Here is a 17,915-nt window from a genome sequence, read left to right as displayed (position 1 = left end):
CCGGTCGCCTGGCCGTCCTGGAGACCTCAATGACCGCATCCGTAGACACCCTGTTTTCGCCCTTCCGCCTGGGCGGCCTGGAACTGCCCACGCGCATCGTGATGGCGCCGATGACCCGCAACTTCACCCCGGGTGGCGTACCGCACGCCCAGGTAGTCGAGTACTACCGTCGCCGCGCCGCTGCCGGCGTCGGCCTGATCGTCACCGAAGGCACCACGGTCAACCACAAGGCCGCCAACGGCTACCCGAACGTACCGCGCTTCCACGGTGAAGACGCCCTGGCCGGCTGGAAGCAGGTAGTCGACGCCGTGCACGCCGAAGGCGGCAAGATCGTCCCGCAGCTGTGGCACGTCGGCGCCGTGCGCCGCCTGGGCACCGAGCCGGACGCCAGCGTTCCGGGCTACGGCCCCAGCGGCAAGGAAAAGGACGGCACCGTGCTGGTCCATGAGATGACCAAGGAAGACATCCAGGAGGTCATCGCCGCCTTCGCCCAGGCCGCCGTCGACGCGAAGTCCATCGGCATGGACGGCGTGGAAATCCACGGCGCCCACGGCTACCTGATCGACCAGTTCTTCTGGGACGGCAGCAACAAGCGCACCGACGAATACGGCGGCAGCCTGGCCAACCGTTCGCGCTTCGCCATCGAGCTGATCCAGGCCGTGCGCGCGGCCGTCGGCCCCGACTACCCGATCATCTTCCGCTTCTCCCAGTGGAAGCAGCAGGACTACAGCGCCCGCCTGGTACAGACCGCCGAAGAGCTGGAAGCCTTCCTCAAGCCGCTGTCGGATGCCGGCGTGGACATCTTCCACTGCTCTACCCGCCGCTTCTGGATTCCGGAATTCGAAGGCTCCGACCTCAACCTGGCCGGGTGGACCCGCCAACTCATCGGCAAGCCGACCATCACCGTCGGTAACGTCGGCCTGGATGGCAGCGAGTTCCTCGCCTTCTTCGGCAACACCGAGGAAGTCGCCCAGCCGTCGGGTATCGACGGTCTGCTGGAGCGCCTGAACAAGGAAGAGTTCGACTTGGTGGCTGTTGGCCGCGCCCTGCTGGTTGACCCGGACTGGGCAGTGAAGGTACGCGATGGCCGCCTGGCGGACATCAAGCCCTTCAGCCGCGATGCGCTGATGTCGCTGGCCTGATCCGCGAGTGGATGTGAAAAGCCCCTGGCGCCGATGGTGCCAGGGGCTTTTTGCTCTTCGTTAGAGCGAGGCTGCTCGCGAACGGACCCCCGCTGGGGGCGATGTTCGCGAGCAATCTCGTTCCTAGAGATGCGTCTCGATGATGGCGGAGTATTGATTGCCTGAATGGTCTGAAAGCACCGTCCTAGGCGTTTACAAAACTTTTCTGAGACCCACCTTTCCGCATGCTGACTTCCCAGTCCGAAACGGGCAGAGTATGAACGCGTTCACACAACAATAGGCCGGGAGACGGCCATAGGAGTAAGTCATGCGGATCGGCTTGGCAGTCGATGCAACCTGCGACCTTCCCCCCGAGTTCCTTGCTGCCCACAACATTCGCGTGCTGCCCATCGGTATCCGCGTGGGCGAGCGGCGCATCGTCGATGACCGCGATCCCGACACCACCCTCAAATTCTATTCCCAGGACCTGCCCAAGGTCGGCCCGGAGGACGGCAGCGAACCGCTGACGCCGGCGCAGACCCACGACTGGTTCCTGGAGCAGTTGGTCACCGACTTCGACTACGTTATCTGCCTGACCGTGACCAGCCAGCGCAGCCCGATCTTCGAGCACGCCACCCAGGCCTCCTTCAGCCTGCTGCAGAGCTACAAGGAGCGCCGAGCCGCCGCGGGCATCGCCGGGCCGTTCGCATTGCGGGTGATCGACAGCCAGACCGTATTCGCCGGCCTTGCCGTGCTGGCCGCCGAAGGCGTGCGCCTGCTCGGCGAAGACCAGCATCCCAACGCCGTGCGCACCCGCCTGGAACAGCTCAGCCAGCAGATGAACACCTTCCTGGTCGCCAGCGACCTGGGGCACATCCGCCGCCGGGGCTTCCAGAAGGGCGACCGCAGCAGCATCGGCGACCGCCTGCGCGGTGCCTTCCTCGGCCTGGGCTCGATGCTCGACATGAAACCGGTGCTGAGTCTGGTACAGGGCGAGGACAAGCCGGTATCGGTGTCGCCGAACTACGAGAAGTCCGCCGAGCGGCTGCTCAACTTCGCCCGTGCGCGGGTCGAGGCGGGCGAGCTGCTGGCGCCGCAGATGTGCCTGAGCTACGCCGGCGATCCTTCCGCCCTGCGCGATCTGCCCGGTTTTGCGGCGCTGGAGGATGCCTGCGAGGCAAAAGGCATCCAGGTACACCTGGCGATGCTCAGCCCCACGGGGGGCATCAACCTCGGCGCGGGCGCCATGAGCCTGTCCTTCGCCGCCGAGCCCAAGCCCTTCACCTGATCCTATTTGTGGATTTCAGGGTGCCCCAGGCCGCCGGGGTTCTTCCCCGGCAAGGCTGTGCGGCAGGCTGCCTGCAGATAGCCCTCGAAACGCTCGACCACCGTGTCCCACGCCTGATGGATGGCGTGGTGGCGCGCGTTGAGGCGCACCCGGCGCAGGCGCTCCGGGTCGCTCAGCAACCAGCTCGCCGCTTCGAAGAAGCTCTGCTCTTCCCCCGGCACGCCGAGCACGCCGTTGTGCCCGTGGCGAATGTGCTGGCCGGCGGCTGCCTGGTCGAAAGCCACCACGCCCAGCCCTGATGCCAAGGCTTCCAGGACCACGTTGCCGAAGGTTTCCGACAGGCTGGGAAACAGGAACAGGTCGCCGCTGGCGTAGTGCCGGGCCAGTTCCTCGCCCCGCTGCAGGCCACAGAAGATCGCTTCGGGAAGTTCCTTCTGCAAATGCGCGCGCTGCGGGCCGTCGCCGACTATCACCAGACGCAGCTTGAGCTGCGGGTGCGCCGCGCACAGCGCGCGGAAGCTGTTGCCCAGAAGCGACAGGTTCTTCTCCGCCGCCAGCCGACCGACATGCAGCACGGCGATGTCGCGCTCGCCCAGGCCCCATTCGCGGCGCAGCGCTTCATCGCGCCGGGCGGGGTTGAACAGTTTGCTGTCGACGCCGCGCGAGAGTTGCGCAAGACGTTCGAAACCGCGCCGTTGCAGTTCCATGGACTGGCTGGCGCTGGGCACCAGGGTCTGCTGAGTGCGGTTGTGGAACCAGCGCAGGTACAGCGTCACCAGGCGCATCAGCGGGCCGAAGCCGTAGTGCGCGCTGTACTGCTGGAAGTTGGTGTGGAAGCCGCTGATCACCGGGATCCGAAGGCGCCGCGCGGCGCGCAGGGCGGCGAGACCGAGCGGGCCTTCGGTGGCGATGTAGAGCACGTCCGGGCGGGTGCTGTTCCAGTGGCGCAGCAGCTTGTGCAGGCAGGACTGGCCCCATTGCAGGCCGGGGTAGCCCGGGAGCGGCCATCCACGGGTGAGCACCAGCTCGCCATCGCTGTGACGGCCTTCATCGCCCTGCTGGCGCGGGCGCACGACCTGAATCTGGTGGCCAAGGCGTAACAGCCCAGAGGCCAGTCGACCCAGGGTGTTGGCAACGCCGTTGATTTCCGGCGGAAAGGTTTCGCTGATCAGCGCGATGCGCAGAGGAGTCGTGGTCATGCTCGCAGTGTCCCGGCGCGCGGTGGCGCGCCGATGACAGAGCGATGATCGATAGGTGACAGGCGCTGAGGCGGTACTGGTGTTTACTTTACCAGCGCCTTGTCCCCGCCTTCGCGCACCCAGAACAGCACGGCGCCGGCCACGGCGGCGGGCATGGCGACCAGGTTGACCACCGGGATCAGCAGCGCCAGGTAGGTGATGCCGCCAAAGCCCATGCACGCCCAGCGCTTGCTGCGCAGCCAGGCGAGCATCTCGTTCCAGCCCAGCTTGTGGTTGTCCGCCGGGTAGTCGATGTACTGCACGGCCATCATCCAAACGCCGAAAATCAGCCACAGCGGCGCGGCAATCAGGTTCAGGCCGGGGATCAGGCTGAGGATGAACAGCGCGATGGCGCGCGGCAGAAAGTAGCCGAGCTTGCGCAGCTCGCGGCCGATGGTGCGCGGCACCATCGCCATCAGCTCGCCCCAGCTGAATTCGGGGAAGTCATCGGTGCCACGCACCACCACCTCGACCTTCTCCGCGAGGAAGCCATTGAACGGCGCGGCGATGATGTTGGCGATCATGGTGAAGGTGAAGAACACGATCAGCAGCACTAAGGCGAAGAACAGTGGCCAGAGGATGAACTGCAGGAAGCTGAGCCAGTCCGGCAGGCTGGGCATCAGCCAATCGACCCAGTGGCTGAACTGGTTGATGGCGAAGCCGATCAGGCCGACGAACAGCAGGATGTTGATGCTCAGGGGCAGCAGGACGAACAGTCGCAGGCCGGGGCGCATCATCAGTTTCAGGCCTTCGCTGAGGTATTGCGGGCCGCTCAGGGTGGACATCGGACTCTCCAGGGTTGAACCGTAGGCGACCTTAGCAGACCCGGCGAAGGGCCGGCGAGCCGTCTGTTTTGCCGGGTATGTGTTCGCGGACCGGCGTTCAGGCGGCCGTGTAGCGATAGCAGCGGTTGCGTTCCTGCTTGGCTTGGTACATGGCGATGTCGGCGGCGCGGGTGAGGGCGTCGGCGTCGTCGGCATCCTGAGGGTAGAAGGCGATGCCGATGCTGGGAGTGACGAAGTCGATCACCTGGCCGCCCAGGTGGTATTCGGCGCCGAGCACGGCCAGCAGGCGCATGCCCAGGGCTTCGGCCTGATCCGGCTCGGCATTCTCCAGCAGCACGGCGAACTCGTCGCCGCCCAGGCGGAAGGCCTGGTCGGGCTGGCGCAGACTGCTGCGCATGCGCTCGCCGACCGTGCTGAGCAGGGCATCGCCGAGGGCGTGGCCGAAGCGGTCGTTGACCTGCTTGAAGCGGTCGAGGTCGATGTACAGCAGGGCCACCCGGTTGCTGTGCACGACGGCGCGGTGCAGTTGTTCGTTGAACGCCTTGCGGTTGCCCAGTTGAGTGAGGGTGTCGCGGTAGGCGAGGTCGAGCAGCTGCTTCTGGTAGGCCACCTGGTCGCTGATGTCGCGCAGGATGCCGCGGAATCCCTGGAACTCGCCCTGGCCGTCGCGGATCGCCGAGAGCCGCGTCTCGCAGCTCACCAGCCGGCCGTCGCGGCGCTTGAAGGGCGCGGAGAAGGTGGTTTCCTGTTCGTCGTCGCGGGCTTGCTCGTAGAGGCTGCGAGCGCGTAGCAGGTCCGCTTCCTGCAGCAATATGCCGAAGTGCTGGCCGTCGAGCTGCTCGACGCTGTAGCCGAGCATCCGGCACAGCGCCGGATTGAGCGTGCGGATGATGCCGCGGGTGTCCATCTCGAAATAGCCGTCGCGGATCGCGTCGAGGATAGCTCGGTCGCGCGCCTCGCTCTGTTCCAGGCGGTCAAGCATGTGGTTCATCTCGCTGGCCAGCAGGCCCAGTTCGTCCTGCCCCTGCGGGCTCAGGCGCGAGGGGGTGTCGTCCTGGCCGATGCCCGCGACTTCGCGGTTCATCGTGGAAACCCTGCGGATGATGCGGAATTCCAGGGCCACGTAGGCGAGCAGGGTGGCGCCGCCGAGCAGCGCCAGGGTCAGGTAGAGGAACAGGCGCACTGATTGCTGGCCTTGCTGGTACAGCGGCCGCGGGCTGGTCAGTTCCAGGCGCAGTTGCGGACGGCCACGGGAGTCGAGGTAGAGCAGGGACATCTGCTGGCTATTCTCGTCCAGCAGGCGTCGTGGGCTGAGCAGGGTGGCGCCGCGCCCGGTGGGAATGTTCAGGGTGCGCCAGTCAGTGCCTTTCACCTCGTCCTGGACCAGGCGCAGGCTCGCGCCCATCTGGGTCTGCAGGCTGTACATGCGCGCGCCGTCGAGCAGCACGCCGGCGATGACCACGCCAGCCGGCTCGGCGGTTCCGGCGCTATTGCTGATGGGGTAGCTGAGCAGCAACTGGGGGATGCCTTCGATCTGCAGCAATTGGTCGAGGCTGTGCCGCGGGTCGCCGTCGATATCCAGCGCGCCCAGTTGCAGCGCGGTGGCCAGGATGCTCCGACGCAGTTGCTCGGCGTCCGGGACTTGCTGGCGGGGGAAGCGCTTGGACAGTTCATCGAGCTTCCATTGCTGGGCGAGGATGTGCCCGTCACGGTCGACATACAGCACGTAGTCGAAGCCGAGGATGCCCAGCAGGTCCTGGTCCAGGTTGTCCTCCACGAAGCGTGCCTGCGGCAGGTGCATGAACTGGTAGCTGGCGTCCCACCACGCGTAGCTGTGGACGATGTCGAGGTTGCGCTGTTTCTCGTAGGCAACGCGGTTGTGGACGATGCGCACCTCGTCGGCCAGGTGCTGGCGGTCCCCGCGATCGAAGCGGTCGAGCAGGATCATGTCCGACAGCAGCCAGACCCCGGCAAGGCTCGCGATGAACAGGGGCAGACACAGCCATAGCAGGCGGGTGCGAAGGTTCATGGTGATACGGGTGACCTTTTGTTCTTGAGTCTAGCCATCCAGGCAGTGGGTGCCCGCTGCATAGGGGCAGCCTATGAAGGGGATTGAGATTGGACATTTCAGCAGGACGCAGCGGCAGCGGTAAGCTGCGCGCCATCTGCTATCGAACAAGTTCGAGGGTCGATCCGCAGCTCCCTGACTTATCTCAAGGAGTCCGGGGCGACTGCGGAAATCCCTGACTTATCTCAAGGGATTCCCGGCGTTCTGCAGGACAATGCGAATCGTGACTTGGGTCACACCGCATTGCCCACGGTCTCCGGGCCATGCGGTTCGCGCAAGAAACTTTACGTGGAGCTGCCGCCCTCCCAACCTTCCCCCTGGTGCTTTGGCAGCTCCCTTTTCTTTGCCCGACTCATCCACCTCAGCACTGGAGACTGTCATGTCCGATCGTCACGCGCGCGTCATCATTCTGGGTTCCGGGCCGGCCGGCTACAGCGCCGCGGTCTATGCTGCCCGCGCCAACCTCAAGCCGTTGCTGATCACCGGGATGCAGGCGGGCGGCCAACTGACCACCACCACCGAAGTCGACAACTGGCCAGGTGATCCCCATGGCCTCACCGGCCCGGCACTGATGCAGCGCATGCAGGAACACGCCGAGCGCTTCGAGACCGAGATTGTCTTCGACCACATCCATGGCGTTGACCTGGCCGGCAAGCCTTTCGTGCTCAAGGGCGACAGTGGCACCTACACCGCTGACGCGCTGATCATCGCCACCGGCGCCAGCGCGCGTTACCTGGGCCTGCCCTCGGAAGAGAGCTTCATGGGCAAGGGCGTGTCCGCCTGCGCCACCTGTGACGGTTTCTTCTACCGCAACCACGAAGTGGCGGTGGTCGGCGGCGGTAACACCGCCGTGGAAGAGGCCCTGTACCTGGCCAATATCGCCAGCAAGGTCACCCTGGTGCACCGTCGCGAAAGCTTCCGCGCCGAGAAGATCCTGCAGGACAAACTGCGAGCGCGCATCGCTGACGGCAAGATCGAACTACGCCTGAATGCCCAGGTGGAGGAAGTGCTGGGCGACGACATGGGCGTCACCGGCGTGCGCCTGCGCCACAACGATGGCGAGGCTTCCGAACTGAAGGTGGATGGCCTGTTCGTCGCCATCGGCCACACGCCCAATACCTCGCTGTTCGAAGGCCAGCTTGAGCTGAAGGACGGTTATCTGGTGGTCAGCGGCAGTCGTGACGGCAATGCCACTGCGACCAATATTCCCGGTGTCTTCGCCGCCGGCGACGTGGCCGACCACGTCTACCGCCAGGCGATCACCTCCGCTGGCGCCGGCTGCATGGCCGCGCTGGATGTGGAGCGTTACCTGGATTCCCTGTAACGGCCCGAAGAGCCGGCGTGCAGGAAGGGGCTCCGCTTGCGGGGCCTTTTTCTTTCCCGCTCAGCGAGGCGTGTGCTTTTCGCAGGTGGGGCTTTTCGTAGGAGCGAGCTTGCTCGCGAACCTCCCGGACGCTCATCCCTCCGATATTACGGCGGAGTTCGAGCGTAGGATGGCGTGGAGCGCAGCGATACCCATCGCTGGCGACGTGTGGGGCAGCATGGCTATCGCAAGCTCCACCCACCTGCGAAAAAAATTTGCCGGCGATGGCGGCAGAGTGCGGTTCGCGAGCAAGCTCGCTCCTACAGGGTGAGTCCGGCGCACAGCCCTAAGAAAAAGCCCCGCATCAGCGGGGCTTTTTCATGGAGCGGGCTAACCTCAGCCGCGGCGCGACAGCGGCTGGCGCTCGAAGTTGACGCCGGCCAGGCCCGTGACCATCAGGGCGCGGATATTGGCGTGGTCGGTGCCCTCGGGGTTCTCGCGCACGGCGCGGTAGTGCTCGCCGAACGCCAGCAGCGACTCTTCCTGGCTCAGGCCTTCGAGGATCGCGAAACCGAGGGTCTTGCAGGAACCTTCGTTCTGCCCGGCGGGGTTTTCCACGCTGCCGTTGGTGAAGGCGCTGGGGGTGTAGCTGTAGTGCTCGGCGATGTACGCCAGGGTGTCGGTGAACAGGTGCTGCTCGCTGCGCAGGCGCGAGCGAAAATCGTTGAGGGTCATCAAGGCAAACTCTTAGTGTTTCTTCGCGTGGTCGAAGGCCGCCTGTTTCTCGGGCGAGGCTTCCGTCTGGTGCTTGGCCTTCCATTCGGCGTAAGGCATGCCGTAGATCTCTTCGCGGGCCTGATCCGGGCTGACTGGCAGGCCCATGTCGTCCGCTGCGGCCTTGTACCACTTGGACAGGCAGTTGCGGCAGAACCCGGCAAGATTCATCAGATCGATGTTCTGCACGTCCTTGCGGGTACGCAGGTGCTGCACCAGGGTACGGAAGGCGGCGGCTTCGAGTTCGGTGCGCTGCTCGTCGGTCAGGTTCATCGGCTCGGTCATGGCAGGTCTCTCAACAAGGGCGCATCGGAGGCGCATGGCGGGGCTGGCGAGATTCTAAGAGGCGGGCGATCTGCCAGCAACGCCCGTTGGCCGACTGGTACGGGCGTGCAAGCGAAGGCGCGGCTCAGCGCTGGGCGGCCAGGGCGATCGATACCGACTCGGCGAAGCGCAGCGCGTGGGGCTTGTCCACTTCCACCTCGGCGTAGTGCACGGCCGGATTGGCCATCACCAGGTCGAGCAGTTCCTGAGTCAGGCGCTCGAGCAGGGCGAAGCGGTTTTCCTCCACGTGGGCGATGATCGCCTTGGTGATGGTGCGGTAGTTCAGCGCGTGGTCGATGTCGTTGACCTGCACCGCATCGCCGGCGGGGTAGAGGATGGTGAGATTGATCAGCACATCCTGCTTGTTGAGGATTTCTTCTTCCTTGATGCCGATGTAGGTGCGCACGCGCAGGTCCTTGACCCGGATTCGCGCCATGCCCGGCTGCAATTGCGTCATTTCACTTGCTCCGTCCGATCAGTTGCAGGAATTCCTGGCGGGTATTGGTGGAGGCGCGGAAGGCGCCGAGCATCACCGAGGTGTTCATTACCGAGTTCTGCTTCTCTACCCCGCGCATCATCATGCACATGTGCTGCGCCTCGATCACCACCGCCACGCCGGCGGCGCTGGTGACCTGCTGGACTGCCTCGGCGATCTGCCGGGTCAGGCTTTCCTGGATCTGCAGGCGGCGGGCAAACATGTCGACGATGCGCGCGACTTTCGACAGGCCCAGCACCTTGCCGGTGGGAATGTATGCCACATGTGCCTTGCCGATGAAGGGCAGCAGGTGATGTTCGCACAGCGAGTAGAGCTCGATGTCCTTCACGATCACCATTTCATCATTGTCCGAGGCGAACAGCGCGCCGTTGACGATCTCGTCCAGCGTCTGCCCGTAGCCGTGGCAGAGGTACTGCATGGCCTTGGCCGCGCGCTTGGGCGTGTCCAGCAGGCCTTCGCGGGTCGGGTCTTCGCCGAGCCCCTGGAGAATCTCACGGTAGTGGTGAGACAGGTCTTCAATCATGGTGGGAGTTCCTCGCGCCCGCGCCGGGCGGGTCATTTGAGGTGCCGGCCGCCGTTGACGGTGAGGGTAGTGCCGGTCACGTAGGGGCTGTCGAGCAGGTAGCGCACGCTCTGGTAGATCACGTCCGGGCCCGGCTCGATGCCCATGACGGATTTCGCCAGGGTGCGGGCGCGGTAGGCGTCGTCGTCGCCTTCGTTGAACAGGATCAGTGCCGGCGCGATGCCGTTGACCTTGATGCGTGGCGCAAGGCTCGCGGCGAAGGACAGGGTGAGGTTGTCCAGGCCGGCCTTGCTGGCGCAGTAGGCGATGCGGTTGGCGCTGCCCTTGCGGGCGACGTCGTCGGAGAGGTGGATGATATCCGCTGGGGCGCCGCGCTCGGCGGCGTCGCGTTCGAGCAGCGGCGCGCAGCGCAAGTTGATCAGGTAGGGCGCGAGCATGTGCAGGCGGAACAGCGACTCGAAGGCCTGGGCCTCCTCGCCGGGCTTGTCGCCGATCCACGCCGAGGCGTTGTGGATGATCGCGCGCAGCCGGTCGGTGCAGGACTTCAGCTCGTCGATGAAGGCGAGGATGCCGGCTTCATCGGCCAGTTCGGCGTGCAGGCAGGTGGCGCCCAGTTCGCGTAGTTCGGCGATGCCGGGCTTGTCCTGGCGATAGGTCACGATGACCGGCTGGCCTTGGAGCAGCAGGCGTTTTGCGCAATGCAGGCCGATACGCTGGCTGGCGCCGGTGATCAGGATGGGGGCTGGGGTCTGGCCCATGCGCGCCTCGCGAAAATCCACTTCAGGGAGCGCCGCGGCGGACAATGTCCTAGCGGCCGGGTAGGGCAAAACTATACCAGCCCCGGCGCGGTGCGGCACGGATGGGGCATAATGGGCGGCCTTGTCTTGCCTTGTGGGAGTGAACATGAAAGTCGCCATCGTGTCCGGTTCGGTCTACGGCACCGCCGAAGAAGTCGCGCGCCACGCCAAGCGCTTGCTCGAAGCCGCCGGCTTCGAAGCCTGGTACGACCCGCGCGCCACCCTGGACGCCATGCTTGAGTTCGCTCCCGAGGCCTTCCTGGTGGTGACCGCCACCACCGGCATGGGTGACCTGCCGGACAGCTTCCAGCCGCTGTTCCATGCCATCCGCGACCGCCTGCCGGGCGAGTGGCGCGGTCGTCCGGGCGCCGTGCTGGCGCTGGGCGATTCCAGCTACGGCGATACCTACTGCGGCGGCGGTGAGCAGGTGCGCGAGCTGTACGCTGAACTGGGCGTGCAGGAAGTGGTGCCAATGCTGCGCCTGGACGGCAGCGAGACGGTGGATCAGGAGACCGACTCCGAACCCTGGCTGGCCGATTTCATCGCCGCGCTGAAGGCCTGATGCATCCCCGCGCCCGCCATCTGATCGACATCCTGCAGCTCGCCCCGCATCCCGAGGGCGGCTTCTACCGGCGAGTGTTCGAATCGGACCTGGTGGGCGCCGATGGCCGGCCGCAGTCGTCGGCCATTCTGTTTCTGCTGCCCGCCGGCACTGTCAGCCGCTGGCACCGCGTGGACGCCGATGAGCTCTGGCATTTTCACGAAGGCAGTCCGCTGGAGCTGCTGACCGCCGATCGACCCGATGCCGACGTGCACCGCGAAATCCTCGGCCCGGTGAGCGAGGGCAGCCTGCCGCAACGGGCCGTGCCCGCGCATGCCTGGCAGGCCGCACGCTGTCTGGGCGATTACGTGCTGGTGGGATGCACCGTCTCGCCGGCCTTTGAGTTCGCCGGCTTCGGGCTGCTGGCCGATGATGTCGAGGCGCAGCGGCAGTGGCCGCGCCTGATGGAATATGAGTTCAACGATCTGATCTGAGGGGCCAAGGATGATCCCGGTACCGCTGTTTTCCACGACCTTCCTGGTCGTGCTCGGAGTTTCCTCGCTGGCTGTGCTGGTGCTGCTGCTGTGGCTGCTGATGCTGGTGCTGTTCCGCTCCGCGCGACAGTGGTGGGGGCGTCATCGCCTTGCCTGCTGGAGCCTGCTGGTCTTACTGCTGGTGCTCTGTGTTCCGCAGGCCTACATGGCTTACATCTGGCATGTGGTAGGCGAGGAGATGCGGCAGGAAGAAGCTGCCCGTCATCCGACGCTCACCGAGCCCGCGCGCATCCGTGGTCTCGACGTGCCGGCTGGCACGCGTCTGTCGTTGCCCGGCTCCCATGACTGGCAGGCAGCCGAAGAGGTCGTATTCCCGGTGCCGACGCGGGTCCATGGAGTGTCCGCGCTCGCGGTGCGCTTCAGCTCGACCTGGGACGATCAGGCGCCGCCAGGCAGTTCGGTGGAAATTTCCGTCCACGAATTGCGCATCGTCGCGCCGGCCACGATCGACGGCTGGCACTGCAGCCCGCAGGCGCCCCTGCGCCTGGCGGTGCGGGCGGTATCGGAGATCCTGCTGATGGGTTGCCAGGTTGCGGAGGACAATCGTGTTGCCGACCTGGACATCCCGCCGGGCAGCGAACTGATGCGTTACACCACCACCTACGGCGATGGCCTGCGCGACCCGAACGTCTGGCGCATAGACGTGCACGCGCCGCTGCAACTGGCGCAGCTACCGCTGTCGGGCGTCACGCTGCTGCTGGACAGCGAGCGCAAGCTGTACGGCTTCGAAAGTGCCAACCTGGCGCGAGACTTCACCCTGGGTGAGATAAGCTATCCGGCCGGGACGCAGCTCCAATCCGTCAACCGCACCCTGCGCGATCGCGCTCCAGGCGCGTGGCTGTTCACGCCCGTGGCCGGCAAGGTGGCCAGGCGCGCGGACGGCGGGACGATTGCCGAAGGCATGACCGTGGTCCAGCAACCGGACGGACGCATCGAGGGCGAGTTGCCCAACGATCAGGCCGGCGTGATCGTCTTCGACACCTTCGACTTCTCACCTGAGGATTCGGGTTCGTAGGCTGGGCAGCGTCTGAGCGAGAAGCATCCTGCGAGAGCGCATCTTCTCCGTTCTATCGGGGGTAAAGGCCTTGGCGCCGATCCGCTCTTCGTAGGGCCGATGGGGCGCCCAGCCCTTGCTCGCGAACTCGCCTCACTCCGATCCCGGCGGATGCAGTGGCATCTCGACCATCAGCCCCAGCCAGGCCTTCGCGGCATTCGACAGGTACGCGTCGCGACGCCAGATGAAACTGATGTCCCAGCGCAGGTCCGGCCGGCTCAGCAGCACGCGCACCAGCCCCGGTCGCTCCAAGTCCTTTGCCACCACGCGCGGTAGCAGCACCGCGCCTTGCCCGGCGGCGACCAGAGCGCCGAGGAAGTCCGCCTGGCCGCTGCGGCCGCCTTCCTTCGGCTCGAAACCGGCCTCGCGGCAGGCGCGCAGCAGGCGGTCGTTGAGGGTGAAGCTTTGTTGATAGAGCAAGAAGGGCGTGTCGGAGAGTTCCGCCAGTTCCAGGCTGTCGCGCCCGGCCAGTGGATGCGCGTCGGGCAGCAGCACGTCCAGCGGCTCGTTGCAGAAGGGCTGCCATTCGAAGCCGGAGTCATCCGGTGTCAGGCCGCCGCCCAGCTCCAGCTCGCCGCTGTAGACCATTTCTTCCATGGTCTTGCTGCCGCCCTCGATCAGGTGCACGTCGATGTTCGGGTAGCGCCGTCGGTACTCGGCGAATCGTCCGGCGAACAGTGCGTCTGCGCCCAGCAGCGGCAGGCCCAGGCGCAGCTCACCGCGGTGCAGTTGGGTGAGATCGTCCAGTTCGGTATGCAGCTCGCGGCGCAGGCGCAGCATGTCCTCGGCGCGGCGCAGCACCACTTCGCCTGCGGCAGTCAGGCGAATATGCGGGCCACTGCGCTCCAGTAGTTGCACGCGCAGGCTCTGTTCCAGTTGCGCGACCTGCTTGCTCACCGCCGACTGGCTGGCGTTCAGATACACCGCCGCCTGGGTGAAACTACCGTGGCGCACGACTTCGGCGAAGGTGCGCAGCTGCTTGAATTCCATTCTGGAATGGCTCCGATTCGATCTATTCGCTTTGGGGATGATAGGTGCGGGAGTAGGCTTTGCACCATACCCAACCGATTTTCTTCATCCGCCCCACGCACCGAGATCGCCGCCATGTTCCGCCGTGCCGCCCGCCTGATGTTTGAACTCGCCGTGCTCGCCGCCTTCTGGTGGATCGGCGGCTGGATCGCCACCCTCACCGGACTGCCGGTACCGGGCAGCGTCATCGGGTTGGCGTTGCTGCTGGTGCTTTTCGCCTGCGGGGCGATACGCCCGGCCCTGCTGCAGGGTGGCGCCGGCCTGCTGCTGGCGGAGATGCTGCTGTTCTTCATCCCCGCCCTGATGAGCCTGCTCGACTACGGCCCGCTGCTGCGTAGCGAGGGCTGGAAGATTCTGCTGGTGATCACCGCCAGCACCGTGATGGTGATGCTCTCCACCGCCCTGGCGGTGGAGTGGATGTGCCGCTGGAGATCGCGCCATGAGCCTCGATAAGCAAGCCCTGTTCTGGTTGGCCGTGACCCTGGGCGGTTACCTGCTCAGCCGTACCCTCTACCGCCGTTTCCAGCAGTACTGGCTGTCGCCCATCGTCTTCGTGCCGGTGCTGCTGTTCGCCCTGGCTATCCCGCTGCAGGTTCGCTACGCCGACTACGCCCGAGACACCAGTTGGCTGGTGGCGCTTCTCGGCCCGGCCACCGTGGCCTTCGCTATCCCGATCTGGCAACAGCGCGCCTTGCTTGCCCGCCACTGGCCGGCGCTGCTGACCGGCATGCTGGCTGGCTCGACCATGGCCATCGGCAGTTCCTGGGCGCTGGCCCACGCGCTGGCGCTGGACGGCCAGGTGACCCTGTCGCTGATCCCGCGCTCGATCACTACGCCCTTCGCCATGGAAATGTCCCACGACCTGGGCGGCGTGCCGGCGCTGACCGCGGCCTTCGTAATGATCACGGGGGTATTCGGCGCCATGATCGGCGGCGTGCTGATGAAGCTGCTGCCGCTGCGTTCCGCCCTGGCCCGTGGTGCGCTGCTGGGCGTTGGCGCCCATGGCGCGGGTACCAGCCGGGCCTACGAGTTCGGTGGGGAAGAGGGATCGGCGGCCGGGCTGCTGATGGTCCTGACCGGGCTGTTCAACCTGCTGCTGGCGCCCGTCCTGGTCTGGTGCCTGTAAAGGGCATTCAGCTCAGCTCGTAGGCATCGAGCATCTGTGAGGTTGCGGCGGGGGAGTTGAACATCATCACGTCGATGATCGACAAACCCGCCTCGAAGGTCGGGCGCTTTTGTTCGTAGGGCGTGAGCTTCGGCTCCTGGAAGCGCAGCGTCAGCCCGGCGGCCTCGTACTTGCCGCGGTCAAAGAAGCTCTGCCCGCCCGGCGGGTTCCAGTACTCCTCCACGCCCCCCAGCGCCTTGCAGATGTTCAGCGCCCATTCGTCCGGTGCGGTCGGTCGCTCCATCGGCAGCTCCATGCGCGACAGCACCGGCATCGTCCGTGGGAAGCCCAGGTAGGCGCAGGTGGCCTCCAGGGTGGTCTTGTTCACCGAGACGATGTCGTCGAAGGGGTGATCCAGCGACGCGGCGATCATCTCCCTCACGTCGCGGTAATAAGGCGCGACCTTGCGGTACACGTCCAGCTGGGAGAACAGGCTGCGCCGCCAGTCCTGGCGGTTGTCCAGGCGCACGTCCTTGATCAGCGTCTGGCGGTGGTGCTTGATCCGCGGCACGCGGATGTACGACCAGCCCGCCTGGTGATTGAGGATGCGGTTGCGCTCGATCCAGCCGTGGTGGATGTACTGCACGGTGTCGAACAGGACGAACAGGTCGGTGTGCTTGATCAGGCTGAAGTAGCCCAGGTACGGAAAGAAGTAGGGCTGCATGATGGCGGTTCGTTTCACGTCGGCTGCCTCGTTGGCCGAACTGGAGTCTCCTCCCGACTCCCGGGTACTACTGAGGAATGTTGCGAAAGATATTGCGAAATGTTTCCAGATGGCTGGGAGACGCCGGAAAGGGCGCCGGGGCAGGGGGGGAGATCGGGCACGCTTCCGCCAGCCCTGACGTGCGAACTGGCTGCCGCACTGTCTGGATAGCGCTTTTGGAGGGAGCCGCCGGGCGCCGGGGAAATCGAACACCGCTGGGAGCGACTACCGCCACTATAGGTGGGGAAATTGCTGACGCAAGCCGAGTTGTCGGCCTGCGCTTATAGGGGAACATTCGCCAGGCGCTGCCAGAGGAAATTGTCAGTTCAGTGACAGTCGTTACGCCGCCGCGCTGACTAGACTGCGCCATCGAACAACAACAACGAAGAGGCTACCGACCATGCACGCCGCTCACCCGCTGCCCACCGTGAACGTCAAGGACCAGGTCTCCGCTGCCGAATGGCAGACCCGCGTCGATCTTGCCGCCTGTTACCGGCTGATTGCCCTGCAGGGCTGGGACGACCTGATCTTCACCCACATCTCCGCCAAGGTCCCCGGCACCGAGGACTTCCTGATCAACCCGTACGGCATGATGTTCCACGAGATCACCGCCTCGAGCCTGGTGAAAGTGGATGCCGCGGGCAAGAAGCTGATGGACAGCCCCTACGACATCAACCCTGCCGGCTACACCATCCACAGTGCGATCCACGATGTGCGCCATGACGTGGCCTGTGTCCTGCACACCCATACTGCCGCCGGCATCGCCGTCTCCGCGCAGAAGCAGGGGTTGCTGCCGATTTCCCAGCAATCGCTGTTCGTGCTCTCCAGCCTGGCTTACCACGGCTACGAGGGCGTCGCGCTGAACCATGACGAGAAGGCGCGCCTGCAGGCGGACCTGGGCGAAGCCAACTTCATGATCCTGCCCAACCACGGCCTGCTGACTTGCTCCGGCACCATCGCCGACACCTTCCTGATGATGTTCACCCTGCAGCGCGCCTGCGAAATCCAGGTACTGGCCCAGGGCGGCGGCGCCGAACTGATCATGATCCCGCAGCAGATTCTCGATGGCGCCCGCGCCATGGCCGCCGCCGTGACCAAAAGCAAACAGGGCATGGGCGGCGCGCTGGCGTGGCCGGCGCTGCTGCGCAAACTGGACCTGCAGAACCCCGGTTACCGCGACTGATGGCGCTGGCCGGCATCGCCCTGCGCGACTGGCGCGCGCAGGGCAGCGATTTCACCTTCCGTGGGCACGCTATCCGCTACTGGAGCGCAGGCAGCGGCGCTCCGCTGCTGCTGGTCCACGGTTTCCCCACCGCTTCCTGGGATTGGCACTACCTCTGGCAACCGCTGGCCGAGCACTACCGGTTGATCGCCTGCGACATGCTCGGCTTCGGCGATTCCGCCAAACCCAAGGGGCATGACTACCGCATCCTTGAGCAGGCCGACCTGCAGCAGGCGCTGCTGGATCACCTGGGCGTACGCGAGCCGGTTCATTTGCTGGTACACGACTATGGCAACAGCGTCGGCCAGGAACTGCTGGCACGGCACGAGGAGGGCGGTTTCGCCTTGGCTTCGCTGGTGTTCCTCAACGGTGGGCTGTTCCCGGAAACCCACCGCGCGGTGTTATCGCAGAAGCTGTTGCTTGGCCCGTTTGGTTCGCTGTTTGGCCGGCTCTTCGACCGCAAGCGCCTGGCGCAGAACTTCGCCAAGGTGTTCGGCCCGCAGACCCAGCCATCCGAAGCGGAGCTGGACGCTTTCTGGGAGCTGATCCGCCACAACGATGGACCACGGGTCATGCACCGGTTGATCCACTACATCCTCGACCGCCGCCAGCACCGCGAGCGCTGGCTCGGGGCGATGCAGCGCACGTCGATGCCGCTGCGGCTGATCGACGGGCCGGAAGACCCGATCTCTGGCGCACACATGGTGGTTCGTTACCGGGAACTGATCCCGCAACCGGATACTGTCGAACTGCCCGGCATCGGTCACTACCCGCAGGTCGAGGCGCCCGAGCAGGTGTTGCACCACTATCTGGTGTTCCGACAGGAACGCGCATCGTAGGTAAGGACCGATCCGCGTGCAGATTCGGAACTGCCTGATAGATCGGCCCTGAGTGGCAGCGGTAGCTTCCCCGGCTTTTCTTGGCCGGAGG

Annotated in this window: 20 protein-coding genes; 10 read left to right on the top strand and 10 right to left on the bottom strand. The window is 65.4% G+C overall.

From position 1 onward, the window contains the following. Positions 1 to 29: 29 nt before the first annotated feature. Together ACIPK7_RS03265 and ACIPK7_RS03260 are read left to right on the top strand one after the other, a co-directional pair. A complete protein-coding gene (locus tag ACIPK7_RS03265) occupies positions 30 to 1,142 on the top strand; it encodes an NADH:flavin oxidoreductase (protein WP_401085230.1) in 1,113 nt (370 codons plus the stop codon). A 307-nt stretch (positions 1,143 to 1,449) separates the two neighbouring features. After that, on the top strand, positions 1,450 to 2,409 hold the full coding sequence (locus tag ACIPK7_RS03260) for a DegV family protein (RefSeq protein WP_192430776.1): 960 nt from the start codon (positions 1,450 to 1,452) through the stop codon (positions 2,407 to 2,409). A gap of 2 nt (positions 2,410 to 2,411) precedes the next feature. Here the strand turns inward: ACIPK7_RS03260 and ACIPK7_RS03255 are convergent, their stop codons facing one another. From ACIPK7_RS03255 to ACIPK7_RS03245, 3 genes are all read right to left on the bottom strand, one after another. After that, positions 2,412 to 3,608: a glycosyltransferase family 1 protein gene (locus ACIPK7_RS03255; RefSeq protein WP_192430775.1), complete on the bottom strand. Its 1,197-nt coding sequence runs from the start codon at positions 3,606 to 3,608 to the stop codon at positions 2,412 to 2,414. 83 nt (positions 3,609 to 3,691) lie between these two features. Then, positions 3,692 to 4,432 (bottom strand): sulfate transporter CysZ, encoded by a 741-nt coding sequence (gene cysZ / locus ACIPK7_RS03250; RefSeq protein ID WP_401085227.1) that lies wholly within the window; start codon positions 4,430 to 4,432, stop codon positions 3,692 to 3,694. Positions 4,433 to 4,529: 97 nt separating this feature from the next. Then, positions 4,530 to 6,461: a diguanylate cyclase domain-containing protein gene (locus ACIPK7_RS03245; RefSeq protein ID WP_401085225.1), complete on the bottom strand. Its 1,932-nt coding sequence runs from the start codon at positions 6,459 to 6,461 to the stop codon at positions 4,530 to 4,532. Between the two features lie 418 nt (positions 6,462 to 6,879). Here ACIPK7_RS03245 and trxB point away from each other — a divergent pair, with 418 nt between their 5' ends. After that, positions 6,880 to 7,824, top strand: a complete 945-nt coding sequence (gene trxB / locus ACIPK7_RS03240; RefSeq protein WP_401085222.1) for a thioredoxin-disulfide reductase — start codon at positions 6,880 to 6,882, stop codon at positions 7,822 to 7,824. Positions 7,825 to 8,199: 375 nt separating this feature from the next. Here the strand turns inward: trxB and ACIPK7_RS03235 are convergent, their stop codons facing one another. The 5 genes from ACIPK7_RS03235 to folM all read right to left on the bottom strand — a co-directional run bounded on the left by ACIPK7_RS03235 (position 8,200) and on the right by folM (position 10,678). Next, a complete protein-coding gene (locus ACIPK7_RS03235) occupies positions 8,200 to 8,538 on the bottom strand; it encodes a HopJ type III effector protein (protein WP_192430771.1) in 339 nt (112 codons plus the stop codon). A 12-nt stretch (positions 8,539 to 8,550) separates the two neighbouring features. After that, positions 8,551 to 8,862 carry a DUF1244 domain-containing protein gene (locus ACIPK7_RS03230; protein ID WP_401085220.1) on the bottom strand — a complete coding sequence of 104 codons (312 nt, stop codon included), beginning with the start codon at positions 8,860 to 8,862 and terminating at the stop codon, positions 8,551 to 8,553. A 124-nt stretch (positions 8,863 to 8,986) separates the two neighbouring features. Then, positions 8,987 to 9,358: a dihydroneopterin triphosphate 2'-epimerase gene (gene folX, locus ACIPK7_RS03225; protein WP_081516251.1), complete on the bottom strand. Its 372-nt coding sequence runs from the start codon at positions 9,356 to 9,358 to the stop codon at positions 8,987 to 8,989. Between the two features lies 1 nt (position 9,359). Next, positions 9,360 to 9,920, bottom strand: coding sequence for a GTP cyclohydrolase I FolE (gene folE / locus ACIPK7_RS03220; RefSeq protein ID WP_192430770.1), 561 nt, complete (start codon positions 9,918 to 9,920; stop codon positions 9,360 to 9,362). A 32-nt stretch (positions 9,921 to 9,952) separates the two neighbouring features. Next, on the bottom strand, positions 9,953 to 10,678 hold the full coding sequence (folM, locus tag ACIPK7_RS03215) for a dihydromonapterin reductase (protein WP_192430769.1): 726 nt from the start codon (positions 10,676 to 10,678) through the stop codon (positions 9,953 to 9,955). A gap of 145 nt (positions 10,679 to 10,823) precedes the next feature. Here folM and ACIPK7_RS03210 point away from each other — a divergent pair, with 145 nt between their 5' ends. From ACIPK7_RS03210 to ACIPK7_RS03200, 3 genes are read left to right on the top strand one after another with little or no spacing between them, the layout of a single operon-like run. Then, positions 10,824 to 11,279 carry a flavodoxin gene (locus tag ACIPK7_RS03210; protein ID WP_081516248.1) on the top strand — a complete coding sequence of 152 codons (456 nt, stop codon included), beginning with the start codon at positions 10,824 to 10,826 and terminating at the stop codon, positions 11,277 to 11,279. After that, entirely contained in the window at positions 11,279 to 11,752 is a 474-nt protein-coding gene (locus ACIPK7_RS03205; protein WP_192430768.1) for a cupin domain-containing protein, read from the top strand. Before ACIPK7_RS03210 ends, ACIPK7_RS03205 begins: the two co-directional genes overlap by 1 nt. Positions 11,753 to 11,762: 10 nt before the next feature. Then, positions 11,763 to 12,827, top strand: coding sequence for a hypothetical protein (locus ACIPK7_RS03200; RefSeq protein WP_401085215.1), 1,065 nt, complete (start codon positions 11,763 to 11,765; stop codon positions 12,825 to 12,827). A 132-nt stretch (positions 12,828 to 12,959) separates the two neighbouring features. On the opposite strand, the gene ACIPK7_RS03195 is transcribed toward ACIPK7_RS03200, so the two are convergent. After that, positions 12,960 to 13,856 carry a LysR family transcriptional regulator gene (locus ACIPK7_RS03195; RefSeq protein WP_192430766.1) on the bottom strand — a complete coding sequence of 299 codons (897 nt, stop codon included), beginning with the start codon at positions 13,854 to 13,856 and terminating at the stop codon, positions 12,960 to 12,962. A gap of 114 nt (positions 13,857 to 13,970) precedes the next feature. Between ACIPK7_RS03195 and ACIPK7_RS03190 the strand changes: the two genes are divergently transcribed. Both ACIPK7_RS03190 and ACIPK7_RS03185 read left to right on the top strand, forming a co-directional pair. Further along, the gene (locus ACIPK7_RS03190) at positions 13,971 to 14,348 is read left to right on the top strand and encodes a CidA/LrgA family protein (RefSeq protein ID WP_401085212.1); all 378 of its coding nucleotides are present in this window, start codon (positions 13,971 to 13,973) and stop codon (positions 14,346 to 14,348) included. Then, positions 14,335 to 15,021 (top strand): LrgB family protein, encoded by a 687-nt coding sequence (locus ACIPK7_RS03185; RefSeq protein WP_192430764.1) that lies wholly within the window; start codon positions 14,335 to 14,337, stop codon positions 15,019 to 15,021. The genes ACIPK7_RS03190 and ACIPK7_RS03185 overlap by 14 nt, the downstream gene beginning before the upstream one ends. Before the next feature lie 7 nt (positions 15,022 to 15,028). On the opposite strand, the gene ACIPK7_RS03180 is transcribed toward ACIPK7_RS03185, so the two are convergent. Next, positions 15,029 to 15,742, bottom strand: a complete 714-nt coding sequence (locus tag ACIPK7_RS03180; RefSeq protein WP_318652844.1) for a WbqC family protein — start codon at positions 15,740 to 15,742, stop codon at positions 15,029 to 15,031. Positions 15,743 to 16,163: 421 nt separating this feature from the next. On the opposite strand from ACIPK7_RS03180, the gene ACIPK7_RS03175 reads away from it, so the two are divergent. Beyond that, positions 16,164 to 16,946: a class II aldolase/adducin family protein gene (locus tag ACIPK7_RS03175; RefSeq protein WP_192430763.1), complete on the top strand. Its 783-nt coding sequence runs from the start codon at positions 16,164 to 16,166 to the stop codon at positions 16,944 to 16,946. Next, the gene (locus tag ACIPK7_RS03170; RefSeq protein ID WP_401085208.1) at positions 16,946 to 17,824 is read left to right on the top strand and encodes an alpha/beta fold hydrolase; all 879 of its coding nucleotides are present in this window, start codon (positions 16,946 to 16,948) and stop codon (positions 17,822 to 17,824) included. Before ACIPK7_RS03175 ends, ACIPK7_RS03170 begins: the two co-directional genes overlap by 1 nt. Positions 17,825 to 17,915 lie beyond the last annotated feature (91 nt).

The organism is Pseudomonas sp. NPDC086581 (genome assembly GCF_044746165.1).
In the GTDB taxonomy this organism is placed as follows: Bacteria; Pseudomonadota; Gammaproteobacteria; order Pseudomonadales; family Pseudomonadaceae; genus Pseudomonas.
The sequence above is the reverse complement of the archived record's forward strand: the minus strand, read 5'-3'. Positions and strand labels throughout refer to the sequence as shown.